This is a genomic window from Stenotrophomonas sp. (assembly GCF_032056425.1).
Taxonomy (GTDB): Bacteria; Pseudomonadota; Gammaproteobacteria; order Xanthomonadales; family Xanthomonadaceae; genus Stenotrophomonas.
This window is the reverse complement of record NZ_DAMBCN010000040.1, coordinates 1-18,163: the sequence shown is the minus strand read 5'-3', so window position 1 is coordinate 18,163 and position 18,163 is coordinate 1. Positions and strand designations below refer to the sequence as shown.

At 67.9% G+C, this 18,163-nt stretch carries 15 protein-coding genes; 7 read left to right on the top strand and 8 right to left on the bottom strand.

Annotated elements, in window-relative coordinates; all coding sequences use genetic code 11:
• Positions 1-197 precede the first annotated feature (197 nt).
• The 5 genes from secF to queA all read right to left on the bottom strand — a co-directional run bounded on the left by secF (position 198) and on the right by queA (position 5,881).
• The gene (secF, locus tag RTY46_RS18500) at positions 198-1,178 is read right to left on the bottom strand and encodes a protein translocase subunit SecF (RefSeq protein ID WP_108749354.1); all 981 of its coding nucleotides are present in this window, start codon (positions 1,176-1,178) and stop codon (positions 198-200) included.
• Between the two features lie 16 nt (positions 1,179-1,194).
• On the bottom strand, positions 1,195-3,051 hold the full coding sequence (secD, locus tag RTY46_RS18495; protein WP_312710226.1) for a protein translocase subunit SecD: 1,857 nt from the start codon (positions 3,049-3,051) through the stop codon (positions 1,195-1,197).
• Positions 3,052-3,112: 61 nt separating this feature from the next.
• Entirely contained in the window at positions 3,113-3,457 is a 345-nt protein-coding gene (gene yajC, locus RTY46_RS18490) for a preprotein translocase subunit YajC (RefSeq protein WP_108749352.1), read from the bottom strand.
• A gap of 134 nt (positions 3,458-3,591) precedes the next feature.
• The gene (gene tgt / locus RTY46_RS18485) at positions 3,592-4,722 is read right to left on the bottom strand and encodes a tRNA guanosine(34) transglycosylase Tgt (RefSeq protein ID WP_108755962.1); all 1,131 of its coding nucleotides are present in this window, start codon (positions 4,720-4,722) and stop codon (positions 3,592-3,594) included.
• 127 nt (positions 4,723-4,849) lie between these two features.
• A complete protein-coding gene (gene queA, locus RTY46_RS18480; protein ID WP_312710225.1) occupies positions 4,850-5,881 on the bottom strand; it encodes a tRNA preQ1(34) S-adenosylmethionine ribosyltransferase-isomerase QueA in 1,032 nt (343 codons plus the stop codon).
• A gap of 246 nt (positions 5,882-6,127) precedes the next feature.
• Here queA and RTY46_RS18475 point away from each other — a divergent pair, with 246 nt between their 5' ends.
• Complete coding sequence (locus tag RTY46_RS18475; RefSeq protein ID WP_312710224.1) at positions 6,128-7,624, top strand: aminotransferase class III-fold pyridoxal phosphate-dependent enzyme; 1,497 nt, start codon at positions 6,128-6,130, stop codon at positions 7,622-7,624.
• A 272-nt stretch (positions 7,625-7,896) separates the two neighbouring features.
• A complete protein-coding gene (locus tag RTY46_RS18470; protein ID WP_108749348.1) occupies positions 7,897-8,490 on the top strand; it encodes a TIGR00730 family Rossman fold protein in 594 nt (197 codons plus the stop codon).
• 19 nt (positions 8,491-8,509) lie between these two features.
• On the opposite strand, the gene RTY46_RS18465 is transcribed toward RTY46_RS18470, so the two are convergent.
• Positions 8,510-11,356: an EAL domain-containing protein gene (locus RTY46_RS18465; RefSeq protein ID WP_312710221.1), complete on the bottom strand. Its 2,847-nt coding sequence runs from the start codon at positions 11,354-11,356 to the stop codon at positions 8,510-8,512.
• A 218-nt stretch (positions 11,357-11,574) separates the two neighbouring features.
• Between RTY46_RS18465 and RTY46_RS18460 the strand changes: the two genes are divergently transcribed.
• From RTY46_RS18460 to RTY46_RS18440, 5 genes are all read left to right on the top strand, one after another.
• Positions 11,575-12,129, top strand: coding sequence for an RNA polymerase sigma factor (locus tag RTY46_RS18460; RefSeq protein WP_312710227.1), 555 nt, complete (start codon positions 11,575-11,577; stop codon positions 12,127-12,129).
• On the top strand, positions 12,126-13,091 hold the full coding sequence (locus tag RTY46_RS18455) for a hypothetical protein (protein ID WP_312710219.1): 966 nt from the start codon (positions 12,126-12,128) through the stop codon (positions 13,089-13,091). Before RTY46_RS18460 ends, RTY46_RS18455 begins: the two co-directional genes overlap by 4 nt.
• 34 nt (positions 13,092-13,125) lie before the next feature.
• Positions 13,126-13,722 carry a YigZ family protein gene (locus RTY46_RS18450; protein WP_312710218.1) on the top strand — a complete coding sequence of 199 codons (597 nt, stop codon included), beginning with the start codon at positions 13,126-13,128 and terminating at the stop codon, positions 13,720-13,722.
• Positions 13,715-15,487 (top strand): ABC transporter transmembrane domain-containing protein, encoded by a 1,773-nt coding sequence (locus tag RTY46_RS18445; RefSeq protein ID WP_312710217.1) that lies wholly within the window; start codon positions 13,715-13,717, stop codon positions 15,485-15,487. Before RTY46_RS18450 ends, RTY46_RS18445 begins: the two co-directional genes overlap by 8 nt.
• 70 nt (positions 15,488-15,557) lie before the next feature.
• Positions 15,558-15,752, top strand: a complete 195-nt coding sequence (locus RTY46_RS18440; protein ID WP_312710216.1) for a hypothetical protein — start codon at positions 15,558-15,560, stop codon at positions 15,750-15,752.
• A gap of 207 nt (positions 15,753-15,959) precedes the next feature.
• On the opposite strand, the gene RTY46_RS18435 is transcribed toward RTY46_RS18440, so the two are convergent.
• Entirely contained in the window at positions 15,960-17,084 is a 1,125-nt protein-coding gene (locus RTY46_RS18435; RefSeq protein ID WP_312710214.1) for a prephenate dehydrogenase, read from the bottom strand.
• Positions 17,081-17,989: a pyridoxal kinase gene (pdxY, locus tag RTY46_RS18430; RefSeq protein WP_312710213.1), complete on the bottom strand. Its 909-nt coding sequence runs from the start codon at positions 17,987-17,989 to the stop codon at positions 17,081-17,083. The genes RTY46_RS18435 and pdxY overlap by 4 nt, the downstream gene beginning before the upstream one ends.
• Between the last annotated feature and the right edge of the window lie 174 nt (positions 17,990-18,163).

The window sequence follows — 18,163 nt, the reverse complement described above, 5'->3', positions numbered from 1 at the left end:
GACGGCCAAAATCCCATCCCACAACACAGTTGCTACAGGGACGTACTTGCGGCGTGTCCTGCCCACCCACACCGCCCCGCCATCCCACGGATACCCCGCTTTTACCGTTGCCGTTGCTCCAAGCAGGTGCAGGGCGCAGCCCTGCCCACAAAAAACCCCGCTTGCGCGGGGTTCTCCGTGTGCTGCGGCCGCAGGGATTACGGGCGACGCTCCAGGGCTTCGATGTCCTTGGCCTTGGGCAGCAGGTCCTGCTTGCTTACGCGCAGGAAACCGATCGTCAGCATCGGCACGGCCACCAGGATCGAGGACAGCACCACGATCACCGCACCGATCATGTGCGTCTCGGCCAGACCTTCCATCGAGCTGCCACCGTACAGGTACAGGGCAAGCGCGGACAGGAAGAACATCACCGCAGTGATCACCGTACGCGACAGCGTCTGGTTGATCGAACGGTTCAGCACTTCCATCGGCTCCACGCGCAGGCTGCGGAAGTTCTCACGCACGCGGTCGAACACCACGATGATGTCGTTGATCGCAAAACCCATCACCGACAGCAGACCGGCCAGCACCGTCAGGTCGAACTCGCGACCCAGCAGCGAGACGTAGGCCACGGTGACCAGCAGGTCGAACAGCGCCACGATGCTGGCGGTGACGGCGAACTTCCACTCGAAGCGCACGGCAATGTAGATCAGGAAGCCGGCCAGCATGAAGATGGTGGCGTACAGGCCATTCATCGCCAGGTCCTTGCCGATCTGCGGACCGACAAATTCATTGCGCAGCACGGTGGCCTGGTTGTCGGCCGAAGAGACCGCCTTGACCACGGCGGCCGCAGTGGCCTTGTCCTCAGCCGACGCGCCACCGGTGCCCGGGGCGTGCTCGCCGTGCGGGGCCAGGCGGATCAGAAGGTCGGTGTTGCCACCCACGCTCTGCACCTGTGCGCCGTCGAAGCCGTTCTGCTCCAGCTTGGTACGGACGTCCTCGACGTCCACCGCTTTGTCGAAGCGGGCTTCGATCAGGGTGCCGCCAGTGAAGTCCAGCGCGTAGTTGAAGCCCTTCACGCCGATGATGGCGATCGAGGCAATGAACACGGCGATCGTGACCACCATGGCGACATGGCGCCACCGCATGAAGTCGATCTTGGTGTCGTTCGGGAGGATGTGCAGCGGAAACAGTTTCATTGTGCGTGTCGTCCCGTCAGATGGCCACGTTCTGGAGCTTCTTGCGACCGCCGTAGATCAGCGTCGCCAGCGCGCGCGACACGGTGATCGCGGTGAACATGGAGGCGAAAATACCGATGATCATGGTCAGCGCGAAGCCCTTCAGCGGGCCGGTGCCGAAGGCGAACAGGGCCACGCCCACGATCAGGCCGGTCAGGTTGGCGTCCAGGATGGTGCCCGAGGCGCGGTCGTAACCGGTCACGATGGCGGTCTTGCCCGGCACGCCGGCACGCAGTTCCTCGCGGATACGCTCGTTGATCAGCACGTTGGCGTCCACCGACAGGCCCACCGACAACGCCAGACCGGCGAAGCCCGGCAGGGTCATGGTGGCACCGAACAGCGACATCACCGCCACCACGATCAGCAGGTTGAACAGCATCGCGATGGAGGTGATCACACCGAACATGCGGTAGTAGATGCTGAAGAACACCAGGGTGAACAGGAAGGCGTAGACCACCGCGGTGATACCGTTCTTCACGTTCTCGGCGCCCAGGCTGGGGCCGACCACGCGCTCTTCAACAAAGTCCATCGGCGCGGCCAGCGAGCCCGACTTCAGCAGCTTGGCCAGGTCTTCGGCTTCCTTCTTCTGCAGACCGGTGGTCTGGAAGTTCTTGCCGAACACGCCGTTGATGTTGGCCACCGAGATCACTTCCTCGTTGACCTTGAAGCCGCGCACTTCCTGGCCGTCGACCACGGTCACCGTCGGCACGCGCTCGGTGTAGACCACGGCCATCGGCTTGTTCACGTTGGCGCTGGTGAAGTCGAACATGCGCTGGCCGCCGACATTGTTCAGCGTCACGCTGACCGCCGGCGAACCGCTGGTCGAATCGGTCACCGCCTGCGCGGCCACCATCTGGTCGCCGGTCACGATCACGCGCTTGTTCAGCAGGATCGGGCCGCCGCCGTCACGACGCTGGTAGACCTTGGCTTCCGGCGGGATGCGGCCGGAGGCAATGGCGTCCTGCGCGTTGCCATCCACCACCGCCCGGTATTCCAGGGTGGCGGTGGCACCGATCATGCGCTTGGCTTCGGCGGTGTCCTGCACGCCGGGCAGCTGCACGACCACGCGGTCGGCACCCTGGCGCTGGATGATCGGCTCGGCCACGCCCAGCTGATTCACGCGGTTGCGCAGGGTGTTGATGTTCTGCTCGATCGCGCCGTTGGCGATCTGGGTGATCTCCGCTTCCGGCACGGTCACGGTGATGCGGTTGCCCGACACGTCATAGCCCAGGGTCGGCTGCGCCGTGCCCAGCGCCACGCGGGCACGGCTGGCCGCATCGGCACCGGCCGACGGGCTCAGGTTGGCCACGATGGTGTTGTCCGCGCGGCGTTCCACCGACTGGTAGGCGATGCGCGCATCACGCAGGGTGCTGCGCACGTCTTCGGTATAGGCATCCAAGCGCTTTTCCAGCGCAGCCTTCTGGTCGACCTGCAGCACGAAGTGCACGCCGCCCTGCAGGTCCAGGCCCAGCACCATCGGGCGACCGCCCAGGTTGGCCAGCCAGTCCGGCACGGTGGAGGCCAGGTTCAGGGCCACAGTGTAGTTCTCGCCCACGCTGTCGCGCAGCGCATCGCTGGCGGCGGACTGCGTCTTCAGGTCCGGCAGGCGGACGATCAGGCTTTCCCCTTCCTTCTCCGCGCCGATCGTGTTGATGCCGGCCGTCTTCAGGTCGGCCAGCACACGGTCGCGCAGCGCATCGTCGATCTGCCCGCCACGGTTGGCGGTGATCTGGATGGCCGGGTCCTTCTGGTAGATGTTGGGCAGCGCGTACAGGGTGCTGAGCGCCAGTACGATCAGGATGACGACGTACTTCCAGCGTGGAAATTCGAGCATTGCTTGGGTCCCGCGCGGCGCCATCCCCGGCGCCGCGGTTGTGCATCGGAAAGGGAGTGGCTTACTTGGCCGAGTTCAGGGTACCGGCCGGCAGCACGTTGCCGACAGCGCCCTTCTGCACGCGGATGCGCACGTTGTCAGCCACTTCGATGGTGATGAAGTTGTCGCCGATGTCGGTGACCACGCCGGCGATGCCGCCGTTGGTCAGCACTTCGTCGCCACGCTTGATCTTTTCCAGCATGGCCTTGTGTTCCTTCTGCCGCTTCATCTGCGGGCGGATCATCAGGAAGTACATGATGGCGATCAGGATGATCGGGAACAGCAGCGTGGTCAGGCCCATGCCCTGCGGTTGGCCGCCGGCGGCCTGGGCGTGGGCGGCGGGAATCAGGAAGGCAAGCAGGTTCATCGTTGGTCCTTTGGTTGGGCGGCGCTCCCGTCCGTTCACGGGCGGGGGTGTCGACCGCGGATCTGGGTCAGCCTTGAAGTATGCCACGGCCCCGGACGTTCGTCCTTGGGCCGTTCGGCAGGGGTACCACGCGGTTACAGCGGGGGCGCCACCGCCCCACGGGCCGCATAGAAGGACTCGCGGAAGGCCTGGAAGGTTCCCGCCTCGATGGCCGCGCGGATGTCGGCCATCAGTTTTTCGTAATAGAACAGGTTGTGCAGGGTGCCCAGCATGGGCGCCAGCATCTCGTTGCAACGGTCCAGGTGGCGCAGGTACGAGCGGGTGTAGCCGCCGGTGCAGGCCACGCAGCCGCAGCCCGGCTCGATCGGGTCCATGTCGCGGGCGTACTGCGAATTGCGGATGCGAACGGTGCCGAACGAGGTGAAATAGTGGCCGTTGCGGGCGTTGCGGGTCGGCATCACGCAATCGAACATGTCCACCCCGCGGGCCACGCCTTCCACCAGGTCTTCCGGCCGGCCCACGCCCATCAGGTAGCGCGGGCGGTCGCTGGGCAGCTCCGGGTCCAGGTGGTCCAGCATGGCGTTGCGCTCGTGTTCCGGCTCGCCCACGGCCAGGCCGCCAATGGCGTAGCCGTCGAAGCCGATGGCCTGCAGGGCGTCGGCCGAACGGCTGCGCAGGTCGGTATGCACCCCACCCTGCACGATGCCGAACAGGGCCGCGTCGTTGCCCAGCTCGTCATGGGCGTTGCGGCTGCGCTGGGCCCAGCGCAGGCTCAGCTCCATCGAACGGCGCGCCACCTCTTCGGTGGCCGGGTACGGGGTGCACTCGTCGAAGATCATCACCACGTCCGAATCGAGCACCTTCTGGATCTTCATGCTCTCTTCCGGGCCCAGGAACACGCGGGCGCCGTCGGTGGGCGAGGCGAAGGTCACGCCCTGCTCGGTGATCTTGCGGCGGTGGGCCAGCGAGAACACCTGGAAGCCACCCGAATCGGTCAGGATCGGGCCGTCCCAGCGGCAGAAGCCGTGCAGGCCGCCGTGGTCGGCGATGATGTCCAGGCCCGGGCGCAGGTACAGGTGGAAGGTGTTGCCGAGGATGATCTCGGCGCCCAGCGCGCGCACCTGGTCCGGCAGGATGCCCTTGACCGAGCCATAGGTTCCCACCGGCATGAAGGCCGGCGTTTCCACCGTGCCACGCGGGAAAGTCAGGCGGCCGCGGCGGGCACGGCCGTCACGGGTCTGGAGCTGGAACTGCAATCGGGACATGGAGCGGGTCGTTCAGGCAAATAGTCGCCCATTGTCCCCCATCAGGGCGTGCGCACCAAGGTGCGCACCTACCTTGGGTGGTTCGGGGCGTGCGCACCAACGGTGCGCACCCACCACGGATGGATCGTCAGCCCGCCTGCGGGAACAGCAGCATCGCGTCGCCGTAGCTGAAGAAGCGGTAACGCTGCTCGATCGCGTGCTGGTAGGCCTCGAACACCCGCTCGCGGCCGGCGAAGGCCGAAATCATCATCAACAGCGTGCTTTCGGGCAGGTGGAAGTTGGTCACCATGGCATCGACGCTGCGGATGCGGTAACCCGGGGTGATGAAGATCTGGGTCTCGCCGGCGAACGGCAGCAGTTCGCCGTCGCGCATGGCGCTTTCCAGCGCGCGCACCACGGTCGTGCCGACGCCGATCACCCGCCCGCCGGCCTCGCGTGTGCGCCGCACCTGCTGCACCAGCTCGGCGCCCACGTTCAGCCACTCGCGGTGCATCACGTGGTCCTTCAGGTCATCCACGCGCACCGGCTGGAAGGTGCCGGCACCGACGTGCAGGGTCACGTGGCCGAACGCCACGCCCTTGTCCTTCAGCGCCGCCAGCAGGGCCTCATCGAAATGCAGGCCGGCGGTCGGTGCCGCCACGGCACCCACTTCGCGGGCGAACACGGTCTGGTAGCGCTCGCGGTCATCCTGCCCCGGCTCGCGCTGGATGTACGGCGGCAGCGGCAACCGGCCGGCATGCAGCAGCCACTGCTCCAGCGACTCGGGCACATGGAACTGCAGCAGGTAGAACTCGCCGTCACGGCCCAGCACTTCGGCCTCGCCACCGGCATCCAGAGCGATGCGGCTGCCGGTCTTGGGCGACTTGCTGGCGCCCACCTGGGCCCGCACCTGCTGCCCGCCCAGCAGGCGCTCGATCAGGATCTCCACGCGCCCGCCACTGGCCTTCTGCCCGAACAGGCGCGCCGGAATCACCCGGGTATCGTTGAACACCAGCAGATCGCCCGGCTGCAGCAGCGAGGGCAGGTCGCGTACCTGCACGTCGGTGAAGGCGGCGGGCGCCGGCGGCACCACCATCAGGCGGCTGGCCGAACGCTCGGCCAGCGGCGCCTGGGCAATCAGCTCGGCCGGCAGGTCGTAATGGAAATCGGACTTCTTCAAGGCGGTGGCGGCATCAGGTCGACAATGGCGCGCATTGTACGTCCAGCGCCCACCAGCCAGCGCGCATCGTGGCGAACGTCGGGCATTATGCTGCTATGCAGCAGGTTTCTGCGGGGTTATCGCGCAAAAAAACAAGTGCTAGCATCGGGTAGGAAGTCCGCTGCACGAGCCTGCCCCAAAGCGCGCGTGATGACGCGCGTTCTGCTTTTTCAGGCCCGTGTGAACCATTGTTTCAGGAGATCTGCAATGAGCTTCATCGAACGTCTTGCCCCCCTGCGCACCCAGCCCGGCACCCGCCTGACCACCGGTCTGGACGATGCCACCCTGAACGCCCTGGCCGACCGCCACCCGCAGCTGGTCGCCGCGGTGGACGCCGCCGCCGCGGAATTCGCGCGCGTGCAGGGCGAACTGGGGCCGCTGCTGGCACAGGACGAGCAGGCCCAGATCGAGGCCATGCAGGACGGCTTCGTGAATTTCTATGCAGATGATGCGGTGACCCCGTACGTGGCGCTGGCCGCACGCGGCCCGTGGGTGGTCACCCTGAAGGGCGCGGTGCTGTACGACGCCGGTGGCTACGGCATGCTCGGCTTCGGCCACACCCCCGATGCCGTGCTTGAAGCGATGGCCCGGCCGCAGGTGATGGCCAACATCATGACCCCCAGCCTGTCGCAGCAGCGCTTCATCGCCGCCCTGCGCGCCGAAGTCGGCCACCGCCGCGGCGGCTGCCCGTATGCCCGTTTCATGTGCCTGAATTCCGGCTCGGAAGCGGTCGGCCTGGCCGCGCGCATCGCCGATGTGAACGCCAAGTTGCAGACCGATCCGGGTGCACGCCATGCCGGCGCCGCCATCAAACGGGTGGTGATCAAGGGCAGCTTCCACGGGCGTACCGACCGCCCGGCGCTGTATTCCGATTCCAGCCGCAGGACCTACCTGCAGCACCTGGCCAGCTACCGCGGCGAGGACTCGGTGATCACCGTGGCGCCCTATGACGAGGCCGCCCTGCGCCAGGTCTTCGATGATGCCGCGCGCAACCAGTGGTTCATCGAAGCGGTGTTCCTGGAACCGGTGATGGGCGAAGGCGACCCGGGCCGCTCGGTGCCGCCGGCCTTCTATGCCCTGGCCCGCGAACTGACCCGCGCCCACGGCAGCCTGCTGCTGCTCGATTCGATCCAGGCCGGCCTGCGCGCCCACGGCGTGCTGTCGGTGGTCGATTACCCCGGCTTCGAAGGCCTGGACCCGCCGGACATGGAAACCTACTCCAAGGCCCTGAACGCGGCCCAGTACCCGCTGTCGGTGCTGGCGGTGACCGAACACGCCGCCCAGCTGTACCGCAAGGGCATCTACGGCAACACCATGACCAGCAACCCGCGGGCGCTGGACGTGGCCTGCGCCACCCTGGCCCAGCTGACCCCGCAGGTGCGCGCCAACATCGCCGAACGCGGCGCCGAGGCCGTGCGCAAGCTGGAGCAGCTGAAGAACGAGCTGGGCGGGCTGATCACCAAGGTGCAGGGCACTGGCCTGCTGTTCTCGTGCGAGCTGGCCCCGCAGTTCAAGTGCTATGGCGCCCAGTCCACCGAGGAATGGCTGCGCCAGCACGGCATCAACGTGATCCATGGCGGCGAGAACTCGCTGCGCTTCACCCCGCACTTCGGCATGGACAGCGACGAGCTGGACCTGCTGGTGGGCATGGTCGGCCGTGCATTGCGTGAAGGCCCGCGCCGCCAGCAGGCCGCCGCCGCCTGATATGTAGCGTCGAGCCATGCTCGACTGCGCTTCGTTCGGATCCTGGCAACGGCCCAGTCGAGCATGGCTCGACTCTACAATGGGCCAGTCGAGCATGGCTCGACTCTACAATGGGCCAGTCGAGCAAGCTCGACGCTACGCAGCAGGATGGACAGCGCGCAGTCGGGCAGAACCCGGCCCAAGGCCTCATACTCCCTGCACACCCCGCCCGCAGCCGCTGAACCGGCTGCCGGCGGGGCGTTTTCGTTTCCGCATCAAGAGACAGGCACACCATGAAGTCGATCTGCGTCTACTGTGGCTCCAACGCCGGCAGCAAGCCGGCCTATACCGAACGCGCCATCGCGCTGGGCGACCGCATCGCTCGTGACGGCATGCGCCTTGTGTATGGCGGCGGCAACGTCGGCCTGATGGGCACGGTGGCCAATGCGGTGCTGGCCGCTGGCGGCGAAGTGACCGGGGTGATTCCGCGCCAGCTGGCCGACTGGGAAGTGGCCCACCGTGGCCTGACCGAACTGGAAATCGTCGGTTCCATGCACGAGCGCAAGTCGCGCATGTTCGATCTGTCCGATGGCTTCGTCGCCCTGCCCGGCGGCTTCGGCACCATGGAAGAAATCTTCGAAATGCTGACCTGGCGCCAGCTGGGCATCGGCAACAAGCCCTGCGCCTTCCTGGACGTGGACGGCTTCTACGCGCCGCTGATCGGCATGATCGATCGCATGGTCGAAGAGCGCTTCCTGCACCCGGAGCAGCGCCAGGACCTCTGGTATGGCTCGGACATCGAGGAAATGCTGGTCTGGATGAAGAACTACCAGCCGGCCCAGGCCTCGAAGTGGATCGACGAAAAGCGCCGCGCCGCGCTGCGTTGATGCACCCGCGCGCGGCGGCTCAGGCCACCGCGCGCGTCCACGGCGCCGGCCGCCCCAGCAGATAACCCTGGCCGTAATCGCAGCCCAGCTCCAGCAGGCTCTGCCGCTGCGGCTCGGTCTCGATGCCTTCGCCGATGGTTTCAATGCCCAGCGTGCGCGCCAGCGACAGCACGCCTTCCACCAGTGCGCGCGTGCTCTGCGCTTCCGGCCCATGCAGGCCGGCAATGAAGCTCTGGTCGATCTTCAGCGTACTGATCGGGAACCGGTGCAGGTAGGACAGCGCAGAGAAGCCAGTGCCGAAATCGTCCAGCTGCACCTGGATGCCGCGCTCGCGCAGGCCTTTCAGAGTGCGCAGCGTATGTGGACCATCATCCAGCAGCGCCACCTCGGTGATCTCCAGGCGCAGCCGCCGCGGATCGGCATCGCAGGCTTCCAGCAGCCCAAACAGGCGCGCACTGAAATCGGCCGAGCGGAAATGCCGCGGCGACACGTTCACCGAAACATAGCCGCGACCCCCATCGGCCAGGCCGGCAATCACCTGCTCGTAGATCAGCCAGTCAACCTGCTCGATCAGGCCACTTTCCTCCCCCAGCTCCAGGAAGGCACCGGGCAGCAGCAGGCCACGACGCTCGTGCTGCCAGCGCAGCAGCGCCTCGTGCCCAACCACTTCGCCATCGCTCAGGCGCACGATCGGCTGGTAGAACGGCACGAAATCACGGTTGTTGATCGCGCGCCGAAGGTCCGCTTCCAGGTCCAGGCTGCGCATGGCCTGCTCGCGCATGTCTTCGTCGAAGATCGCACAGCGGTCATGGCCCTGCGCCTTGGCCCGGTACATGGCCGCGTCGGCGTCACGCAGCAGTTCTTCGCCGGTGCGATAGTGGTTGTTCCACAGGGCGATGCCCAGGCTGCCTGAGGGGAACAGTTCGCGTCCGGCAATCCACACCGATTCCTGCAGCGCCAGCAGCAGCCGCTGGCCGAAATCCAGCGCCTGCGACAGGCCGCTGGGGCATTCCAGCAGCACGGCGAATTCGTCGCCGCCCAGCCGCGCCACCACATCGTTGTCACCGGCCATGGAGACGATGCGCTTGGCTACTTCCACCAGCATGCGGTCGCCGGCGGCGTGGCCAATGCTGTCGTTGACCAGCTTGAAGCGGTCCAGGTCCAGGAACAGCACCGCGAACACCGGGCCGCCCTCGCGCCGCGCGCGGGCCAGCGCGTCCTGCAGGCGGTCCAGCAGGTGCAGGCGGTTGGGCAGGCCGGTCAGCGCATCGTGCATGGCCTGGTGGGTCAGTCGCTGTTCGGCGCGCAGGCGCTCGGCAATCTGACCCAGCAGCTTGTCGTTCACCTCGCCCAGCTCGCGGGTGCGCTCTTCCACGCGCTTCTCCAGCTCGGCGTGGGCCAGCCGCAGGTTCTGCTGGTCGCGCTGGCGGGCCAGGCCGGTGCCGATGTTCTGCGCCACAAAGGTCAACAGGCGCTGGTCATGCACGCTGAAGGAAATCTGCGCGCTGTAGCTCTGCACCACGATCGCGCCAACCACTTCGTCATCGCGCAGCAGCGGCACGCCCAGCCAGCATTGCGAGCGCGCGCCGTGCTCGCGCACTTCGCCCGCTTCCAGCAACGCATCGATCTGCGCGCGCGAAGCCAGCAGCGGGCGGCGATGACGTACCACATACTCGGTCAGGCCATGACTGAAGGCGCGCGGTGCCCGGCTGGCGTTGTGCTCATCCACCGAATAGACGAAATCCAGCCCATCGGCACCTGCATTGACCAGCGCGATGTAGAAATTGCGCGCATCCAGCAGGCGCCCGACAACGCCATGCACCTGGCCGTAGAACTGCGCCAGGCTCTCAGCGGACATCGCCAGTTCGGCAATGTTGTACAGCGCGGTCTGCAACTGTTCGGCGCGGCGGCGCTCGGCCACTTCATCCTGCAGGCTGCGATTGGCCCGCTGCAGCTCCAGCGTGCGGCGCTCCACCTGCTGCTCCAGCCGCACCTGCGCCTGGCGCCGATCCATCGCCGTCTGCACGTGCTGGGCGACGAAACCCAGCAGCGCGCGCTCGGCCTCGCCATAGCGCGCGCCGGCTTCATAGCTCTGCACCACGATGGCACCACACACGCGACCGTCGCGCAGCATCGGCACGCCCAGCCAGTCCTCGCTTTCCGGCCCGCGCTGCGGGTCGTGTTCCAGCCCCCCGACCTGCGCCAGCAGGGCACGCGACGGACCACTGAGCGGCCGGCCATGCTGCAGCAGCGCAACCGTCAGGCTGTGCGGCATGTCGTCGGTGGCATAGGCGCGTGCCGGATCGGCAACGAAATCGTCCAGCTGGTCGGCGAAGTACAGGAAGCGGATCTGCCGGCGCACATCGTCATACTCGACGATGTAGCAGTTTTCGGCGTACATCAGCGACCCCAGCACGCCGTGCACATGGCGCAGCATGTCGCCCATTTCCAGATCGGCGCCAGCCAGGTCGGCAATCTGGAACAGCGCCTGCTGCAGCCGCTCGGCCTGTTCCAGCGCACGGATCTGCCCGGCCTGGCGGCCGCGCTGCAGCGCCAGTTCCATCGCCTGCCGGGCCATGGCCCACCAGGCGGAGGATGGCGCAGCGCCCTGCACCTGCAACCGCAGCTGCGCACCATCGTGGTCCCACTGCTGGCATCCGGCATCCACCGCGCAAGGGCCCAGCCACAGCGGGGCCTCGTCCTCGCCGCCGGCGGGCCAGCCGTGCTGGCCACGCCCCAGTTGCGGGTCATCCCAGCCCACGCGCACGCAGGCCTCCGCCGGCAGCAGCGCGTGCAGCGCGCGCACCAGCGCCGTGCTCAGCACGGCCTCGTGGGGTGGTTGCAGCTGCACGCGTTCGGCTTGCATGGACACAATCACGATCTCTTGGCGCTGCAACGCAGCGCCTCCCCTGAATCACCGAGCATAGCGCGCCACCGGGGGGGCAATGGAAGCCCGCCAACCCCGATTCACGCACCCGGCCGTTATTGCGTGCACATTCCAACGTAACGCGCCCTTTGAACGCCGCCCTGTCCCTGCCCGTCACCGGCTATGCGCCACCGCCCGCAGCGCTTACTCTGTGCAGCGTGGACGCCGCCGCCCTGCCAACCGACGAAGCCTTGATGCTGGCCTGGGCCGGTGGCGACCTGCATGCGTTCGAAAGCCTGTATGCGCGCCATCGCAAGCGCCTGTTCGGTTTCCTGTTGCGGCAACTGCGCGACAACGCGCTGGCCGAGGAAATCTTCCAGGACGTCTGGCAGCGGGTGATCAGCGCACGGGCGGGATGGCAGCCCGATGCCGCATTCAGCACGTGGCTGTTCCGCATCGCGCACAACCGGTTGAACGATCACTGGCGCGCGGCGCGCCACCGGCCCGCCGCACCGGCCGATGCCGACCTGCGCCTGGCGGCACTGGAAGACGGGCACACGCCGGAAGCTGAACTGTCTGAATTCGAGCAGCGCCGGCGTATCCAGCGCGCGATGGAAGACCTGCCGCCGGAACAGCGCGAAGTGCTGCAACTGCGGCTGGAACAGGAACTGAGCCTGGAGGAGATCGGCCAGATCACCGGCGTTGGCCGGGAGACCGTGAAATCGCGGCTGCGCTATGCGATGGACAAGCTGCGGGCGGGACTGAGCGCATGAACCGAGACGATCCACTGACCCCGGAAGAGCGCGCACTGGCGGGCCTGCTGGGGCGCCGCAGCGAACAGGCGCCGCCGGCATCGTTGGACGCGACCATCCTGGCCGCTGCACGCGCCGCCGTGCAGGACACGGCGCCCCCTGCACAGGGCGCCGCCGCAACGCCGCAGCCGGTTGATCGGGCCCGGCGTGCGCGCAAGGGCCGGCGCTGGCCGGCCGTGTTCGGCATCGCCGCATCCACGGTGCTGGCGGTCGGTATCGCCTGGCAGATGCGGCCGGAACCGCCGTCACCCCCGCCGATGGAATCCAGTGCCCCGGCCCGCCCGGAAACCGCCGCAGCGGAAGCCGCGGCACCCGCGCCCGTGGCCGAGCCCGCTGCGGTCGGCGCCTCCGCCGCGCCTGCGCCGACGAACGAATCCGCACCCGCACCGGCCGAAGCGGCACCTGCACCGGTCATGTCCCGCCGCGCACCTGCGCCTGCACGGGCCGCACCCGAACCGCAACCTGCCGCCGCGCCGGTGGTCAGCGATGTCGTGGCGCCACCTGCGCCGCCCGCCCCGCCGGCACCGCCTGCCCCGGTTGCGTACTCCGCGCCTGCGCCTGCAGCGGCGGCCGCCATGGCCGATACCGCCGATGTGGCCGCCGAAGCCGCACCCGCTGCACGCCCGCAGCAGCGCGAAGCCGCTTCCGCCTTCAAGGCCAGCCCCGCCCCGGCCAGTGCGCCGGCCGCGCGCGCGCCCGGAGTGATGCTGCGCCGCTCCAGCGATGCCGGGCTGAGCGCACAGGACGTGCACGCCGAAGTACTGGCCGATGCCAAGCTGCCACGCCGGCAATGGCTGCAGAAGATCCGCGAGCGCCGCGATGCCGGCCAGCGCGATCTGGCCCGCATCAGCCTGGAACGCTATCTGCAGCAGTACCCCGAATCGCGCCTGCCAAAGGACCTGCGGCCGCTGCTGGACGACTGAGGCAAGCCGGTGGCAACGCCGTAGAATGGGTGCAATGCCCGATACCCTCGCCCAGCCCGTCAGCCATACGCTGGAAATCAAGCACAGCCGCTTCACCGCCCATGCCGCGCCCATCGACGGCGCCGCGGCAGCGCTGGCGTTCCTGCAGCAGGTGGCCGTGGCCGACGCCACCCACAACTGCTGGGCTTACCGGCACGGCCAGGATTACCGGTCCAGCGACGATGGCGAGCCCGCCGGCACCGCCGGACGGCCGATCCTGGCGGCCATCGATGGCCAGGGCTTTGATCGGGTGGTGGTCGTGGTCACGCGCTGGTACGGCGGCATCAAGCTGGGCGCCGGCGGCCTGGTACGCGCCTATGGCGGTACTGCCGCAGAATGCCTGCGCACCGCGCCACGCCAGCCCCTGGTGGAACGGGCACGGCTGCAACTGGCCGCCGGCTTCGAGGATCTGGGTGCCCTGCACGCCGCCCTGCCCGCGCACGGGGCCGAAAAACGCGATGAACAGTTCGACAGCCACGGTGTGCGGCTGCGGGTGGAATTGCCCGCAGAGCAGGTGGAAGCATTGAAAACGCGCCTGCGCGACGCCACCCGTGATCGTATCCGCATCTACAACGACGACCTGCATGACTGACAAGGACGACGCCACCGCCTCGACCCCGCCGCTGCGCCGCCTGGGCAGCCTGCGCACGCTGTGGCCCTTCGTGCGTCGCCACCGCGGCCTGTTCAGTGCCTGGCTGGTGGCGCTGGCCATTTCCTCGGCGGCCACGCTCAGCCTGCCGCCGGCGGTCAAGCAGATGATCGACCATGGTTTCAGCAGCGGCGGCCAGATCAACCGCGCCTTCGCCCTGTTGATGCTGGTGGCCGTGGTGATGGCCCTGGCCACCGCCGCCCGCTTCTACTTCGTATCGCTGCTGGGCGAGAAAGTGGTGGCCGACCTGCGCAGCAAGCTGTACGCGCACCTGATCCAATTGGGCGCAGGCTTCCACGACCGCAGCCGCAGCGGCGAACTGGTCTCGCGACTGACCGCCGACAGCGAGCTGCTGCGCAGCGTGGTCGGCTCCACCATGTCCGTCGCCCTGCGCAGCAGCGTGACCGTGGTCGGCAGCCTGGGCATGCTGTTCGTCACCAGCCCGCGACTGGCGGCGTGGTCGCTGCTGGGCATTCCGCTGGCGGTGCTGCCGATCATCATCGGCGCGCGCAAGCTGCGCACGGTGGCGCGCAACAGCCAGGACCGCATCGCCGACGCCAACAGCCTGGCCAGTGAAACGCTGGGGGCGGTACGCACGGTGCAGGCGCATGCGCGCGAGCCTTACGAGCGCGGCCGCTTCGACCACGCGCTGGGCGATGCCATCCACGCCGCACGGCGGCGCATCGGCGCGCAGTCGCTGGTCACCGCCAGCGCCATCCTGCTGATCTTCGGTGCCATCGTCGGCGTGCTGTGGCTCGGCGCCCACGATGTCATCGCCGGCCGCCTCAGCGCCGGCACCCTGGGCCAGTTCGTGCTGTATGCCCTGATCGGCGGCGGCTCGGTGGGGGCGCTGGCCGAAGTGTGGAACGAACTGCAGCGTGCCGCCGGTGGCATGGGCCGCATTGGCGAGCTGCTGCAGGAAGACATCGAGATCCGCGCGCCGGCCCAGCCACGTGCGCTGCCGCAGCCGTTGCGCGGCGAGATCCTGTTCGACGATGTGGTATTCCACTACCCGCAGCGCCCCGACCAGGCGGCACTGCAGCATTTCAGCCTGCACGTGCGACCCGGCGAAACCGTCGCCCTGGTCGGACCTTCCGGTGCCGGCAAGAGTACGGTGCTGTCGATGCTGCTGCGCTTCCACGACCCGGAGCAGGGCCGCGTATGCGTGGACGGAATCGACGTGCGCGAGGCCGATCCGGCCGCGCTGCGCGCGCAACTGGCCCTGGTACCGCAGCAGCCCACGCTGTTTGCCGCCAGCGCACGCGACAACATCCGTTACGGCCGCCTGCAGGCCAGCGATGCCGAGGTGGAGGACGCCGCCCGCGCCGCCGAGGCCGACGCCTTCCTGCGCGCCCTGCCGCAGGGCTACGACAGTGAGCTGGGCGAGCGCGGTGCGCGCCTTTCCGGCGGCCAGCAGCAGCGCGTGGCGATTGCCCGTGCGTTGTTGAAGGATGCGCCGATCCTGCTGCTGGACGAAGCCACCAGTGCCCTGGACGCACAGAGCGAACACGGCGTGCAGCAGGCGCTGGAACGGCTGATGGCCGGACGCACCACGCTGGTGATCGCGCACCGCCTGGCCACCGTGCTGAAGGCCGATCGCATCGTGGTGATGGACCATGGCCGCATCGTGGCCGAGGGCACGCATGCACAGCTACTGGCCGAAGGCGGCCTGTATGCTGAACTGGCACGCTTGCAGTTCATCGACTGATGACGCCCCGCTAACGCGGGGCGGCCCACGCTGGCGTTGCAGCAAACCGGCTGCACACAGGAGCTTGGCGATGTCGTTCCGTCAGTTTCCCGCCGTGGACAACCACGGCGAAACCCACGTCATCATCGAATTCACGCCCGACGCCGACGGCAGCGGGCACGCGTCAGAAGCCACGCCGCGCTACGAACTGGACGATGGGCGGCACCTGGTGCGCAACGGCCGCGAGTTCACCACCACCGGCGGCGAGCTGCATCTGACGATCTGATCGGGGCCGCCCGGGATGGCCCGGGCCGACGACCGGTAGGTGTCGACCTTGGTCGACACGGGGAGTGCGTCGAGCATGGCTCGACGCTACAAAAACGTGTGGTCAATTTTTCGCCAATCGTCTTGACAGCATTGCCTGCCAAGGCCTGCGCGCGGTTATCCACACCTTTACGCAGAAACCATCCACATCCCCTGTGGATGAATGCGCCTAGGCCAGCACCCGCCCGATGCCGCTGGCATCGACGTCGGCCGCGGCCAGCGCAATGGCCCCGGCATCGCTGCCGGCCACGAAGCCGATGCGGAAGTGCACCTCGCCGGCCGGCGTGCGCGAGGAATGGATCGACGCCAGGCTGATGCCATGCTGCTCGAAGACGTTCAGCAGTTCGCGCAGCGAACCGGGGCGATCCTCCGGCAGGTGCACCGACAGCGCATTGCGTTCGGTCAGGTCAGCCAGCAGATACCCCACCCGCTCGAAGGTGTAGTTGCCGGCGGCCAGGGCCGGCTTGCCGAAAGCGGCGTGGTTGGCGGCAAGTGACTGCTCACGGAACGCCCCGCGCGCCGCATCGTCGCCCTGCCCGACCTGCACCTGCAGGCGCTGCAGATGACCGACCAGCTTTTCCAGCATCGGCGCCACATACGGGTTGCCGAACTGGATGTCCTCGTAGATGGACGGGTTCAACGACAGGATGCGCGAAATGATCGCCGTATCCAGTTCGAAGGACGCCGAACGGTACGGCATCATCGCCGCCAGGTCACCCAGCTGCGGCTGGTACTCGCGCAACACACCGGCCTGGGCCAGATGTGTGGCGTGCACCATCGCCTGTACCAGCGCCATCATCTGATCGTGGTGCTGCGGGGTGGCACGCACGCACTCGGCCTGCAGCGCAGTGCACAGCGCATCCACCCAGGGCTGCCACTGCCGCAGGCGCGCCTCGCAGACCACCATCACCCGCCCCTTCAGGGTGGGTGCCTTCGGCGGCGCGGTCATCGGATGCAACCCGACCACCTCGGCCTGTGACGCCAGCATGGCCTGCACCGGCCCCTCTTTCACCGAGGTCACGTCCAGCCACAGGCGCCCGGCCTCACGCCCGGCCGACTGTTCCACGTAGCGGGCAATCAGCGCCGGCGTATGTCGGATCGGTGCGGAGAACACCAGCACATCGGCCTGTGCCAGCAGCTGATCCGGCGAATGTGAGGTGGGGTCGGCCGGGTCATGGCCGATCACCTGCAGCTGCATGTGCTGCTGGAAGAAACGGGTCAGCCAGCGCCCGTAGGCGCCGGCGCTGCCAACGATGCCGACCGTGCGCGGCGTGCGTGCCTGCGAAGCGGTCATGCGAGCCGTTCGGCCTGGAAGCGGGCGCCGTCGGCCAGCGCGGCCGGAGCCGCGGCAATCACATCGAACTCCTCGAAGCCCTGCGCCAGCGTGGCTTCCAATGCGGCATGGGTGCCGGCCACGGCGCGCGAGATCGCCTGCTGCATCGATTCGCCGCGCAGCAGGAACGACACCACCAGGGCCATCAGCACATCGCCGGTGCCGGCCACATCCACCGGCAGCAGCGGCGAGGTCCAGCGCCAGGTCTCCTCGCGGCCCACTGCCAGGGTGACCAGTTCGCCCGGGTTGCCGCCCACGCTGTGCGCGATCACCCAGTGCGGGCCGCGATCAAGCAGCGTGCGTGCGGCGGCGATGGCATCGGCCTCGGCCAGCGCGGGCATGCCGGTCAGGCGGTTGAGTTCGAACGCATTGGGCGTGACCAGCCACGCGTGCGGCAGCAGCCGTTCGCCGAAAATGGCTTCCAGCCCCGGTTCGACATAGGGACCGGTATGGGTATCGCCGATGACCGGGTCCAGGCAGTAGCGCAACTGCGGGCAGGCCGGCAGCAGGGTATCCAGCCAGTCGGCGAACGCCGCACCATTGGCGGCGCTGCCGAAATAGCCCGACACCAACATCTTCGCCCGCTGCGGCAGGCCACGTTCGGCGGTGCCGCGCAGCAGATCGGCGAACCAGTCGGCGGGCAGCACACGGCCGCGGGTGGTGTCGTAGAACGGCGCATTGCTGAGCAGCACGGTCGGTATTTCCGCCACGCGCAGACCCAGCGCGCGCATCGGCGGCACCGCGGCGCTGTTGCCGGCGTGGCCGTAGACCAGTTGCGACTGGACCGAAATGACGTCGATCGGCGAGGGCCCGTCGGGCCGCTGACGACGGCCGTGGAGCAAGTGATTTTCGAGGGATTCGCTCATGCCCGCATTCTACGCCCAAGGGAGTTTTCGGCAGGGCTTGCAGCCCTGCACCTGCTTCAAGGCAACGGCAACAGCCAAAGCAACAGCAACAGCAGCATTCCGGGGGATGGCGGGGCGGTGTGGGTGGGCAGGACACGCCGCAAGTACGTCCCTGTAGGCTCGTAGGCGCCTTGC

What these genes read in the sequence shown, in the direction of transcription:
- secF (WP_108749354.1), bottom strand. Translation starts at nt 1,178, where the DNA reads ATGAAACTGTTTCCGCTGCACATCCTCCCGAACGACACCAAGATCGAC.
- secD (WP_312710226.1), bottom strand. Translation starts at nt 3,051, where the DNA reads ATGCTCGAATTTCCACGCTGGAAGTACGTCGTCATCCTGATCGTACTG.
- yajC (WP_108749352.1), bottom strand. Translation starts at nt 3,457, where the DNA reads ATGAACCTGCTTGCCTTCCTGATTCCCGCCGCCCACGCCCAGGCCGCC.
- tgt (WP_108755962.1), bottom strand. Translation starts at nt 4,722, where the DNA reads ATGTCCCGATTGCAGTTCCAGCTCCAGACCCGTGACGGCCGTGCCCGC.
- RTY46_RS18475 (WP_312710224.1), top strand. Translation starts at nt 6,128, where the DNA reads ATGAGCTTCATCGAACGTCTTGCCCCCCTGCGCACCCAGCCCGGCACC.
- RTY46_RS18470 (WP_108749348.1), top strand. Translation starts at nt 7,897, where the DNA reads ATGAAGTCGATCTGCGTCTACTGTGGCTCCAACGCCGGCAGCAAGCCG.
- RTY46_RS18465 (WP_312710221.1), bottom strand. Translation starts at nt 11,356, where the DNA reads ATGCAAGCCGAACGCGTGCAGCTGCAACCACCCCACGAGGCCGTGCTG.
- RTY46_RS18455 (WP_312710219.1), top strand. Translation starts at nt 12,126, where the DNA reads ATGAACCGAGACGATCCACTGACCCCGGAAGAGCGCGCACTGGCGGGC.
- RTY46_RS18450 (WP_312710218.1), top strand. Translation starts at nt 13,126, where the DNA reads ATGCCCGATACCCTCGCCCAGCCCGTCAGCCATACGCTGGAAATCAAG.
- RTY46_RS18445 (WP_312710217.1), top strand. Translation starts at nt 13,715, where the DNA reads ATGACTGACAAGGACGACGCCACCGCCTCGACCCCGCCGCTGCGCCGC.
- RTY46_RS18440 (WP_312710216.1), top strand. Translation starts at nt 15,558, where the DNA reads ATGTCGTTCCGTCAGTTTCCCGCCGTGGACAACCACGGCGAAACCCAC.
- RTY46_RS18435 (WP_312710214.1), bottom strand. Translation starts at nt 17,084, where the DNA reads ATGACCGCTTCGCAGGCACGCACGCCGCGCACGGTCGGCATCGTTGGC.
- pdxY (WP_312710213.1), bottom strand. Translation starts at nt 17,989, where the DNA reads ATGAGCGAATCCCTCGAAAATCACTTGCTCCACGGCCGTCGTCAGCGG.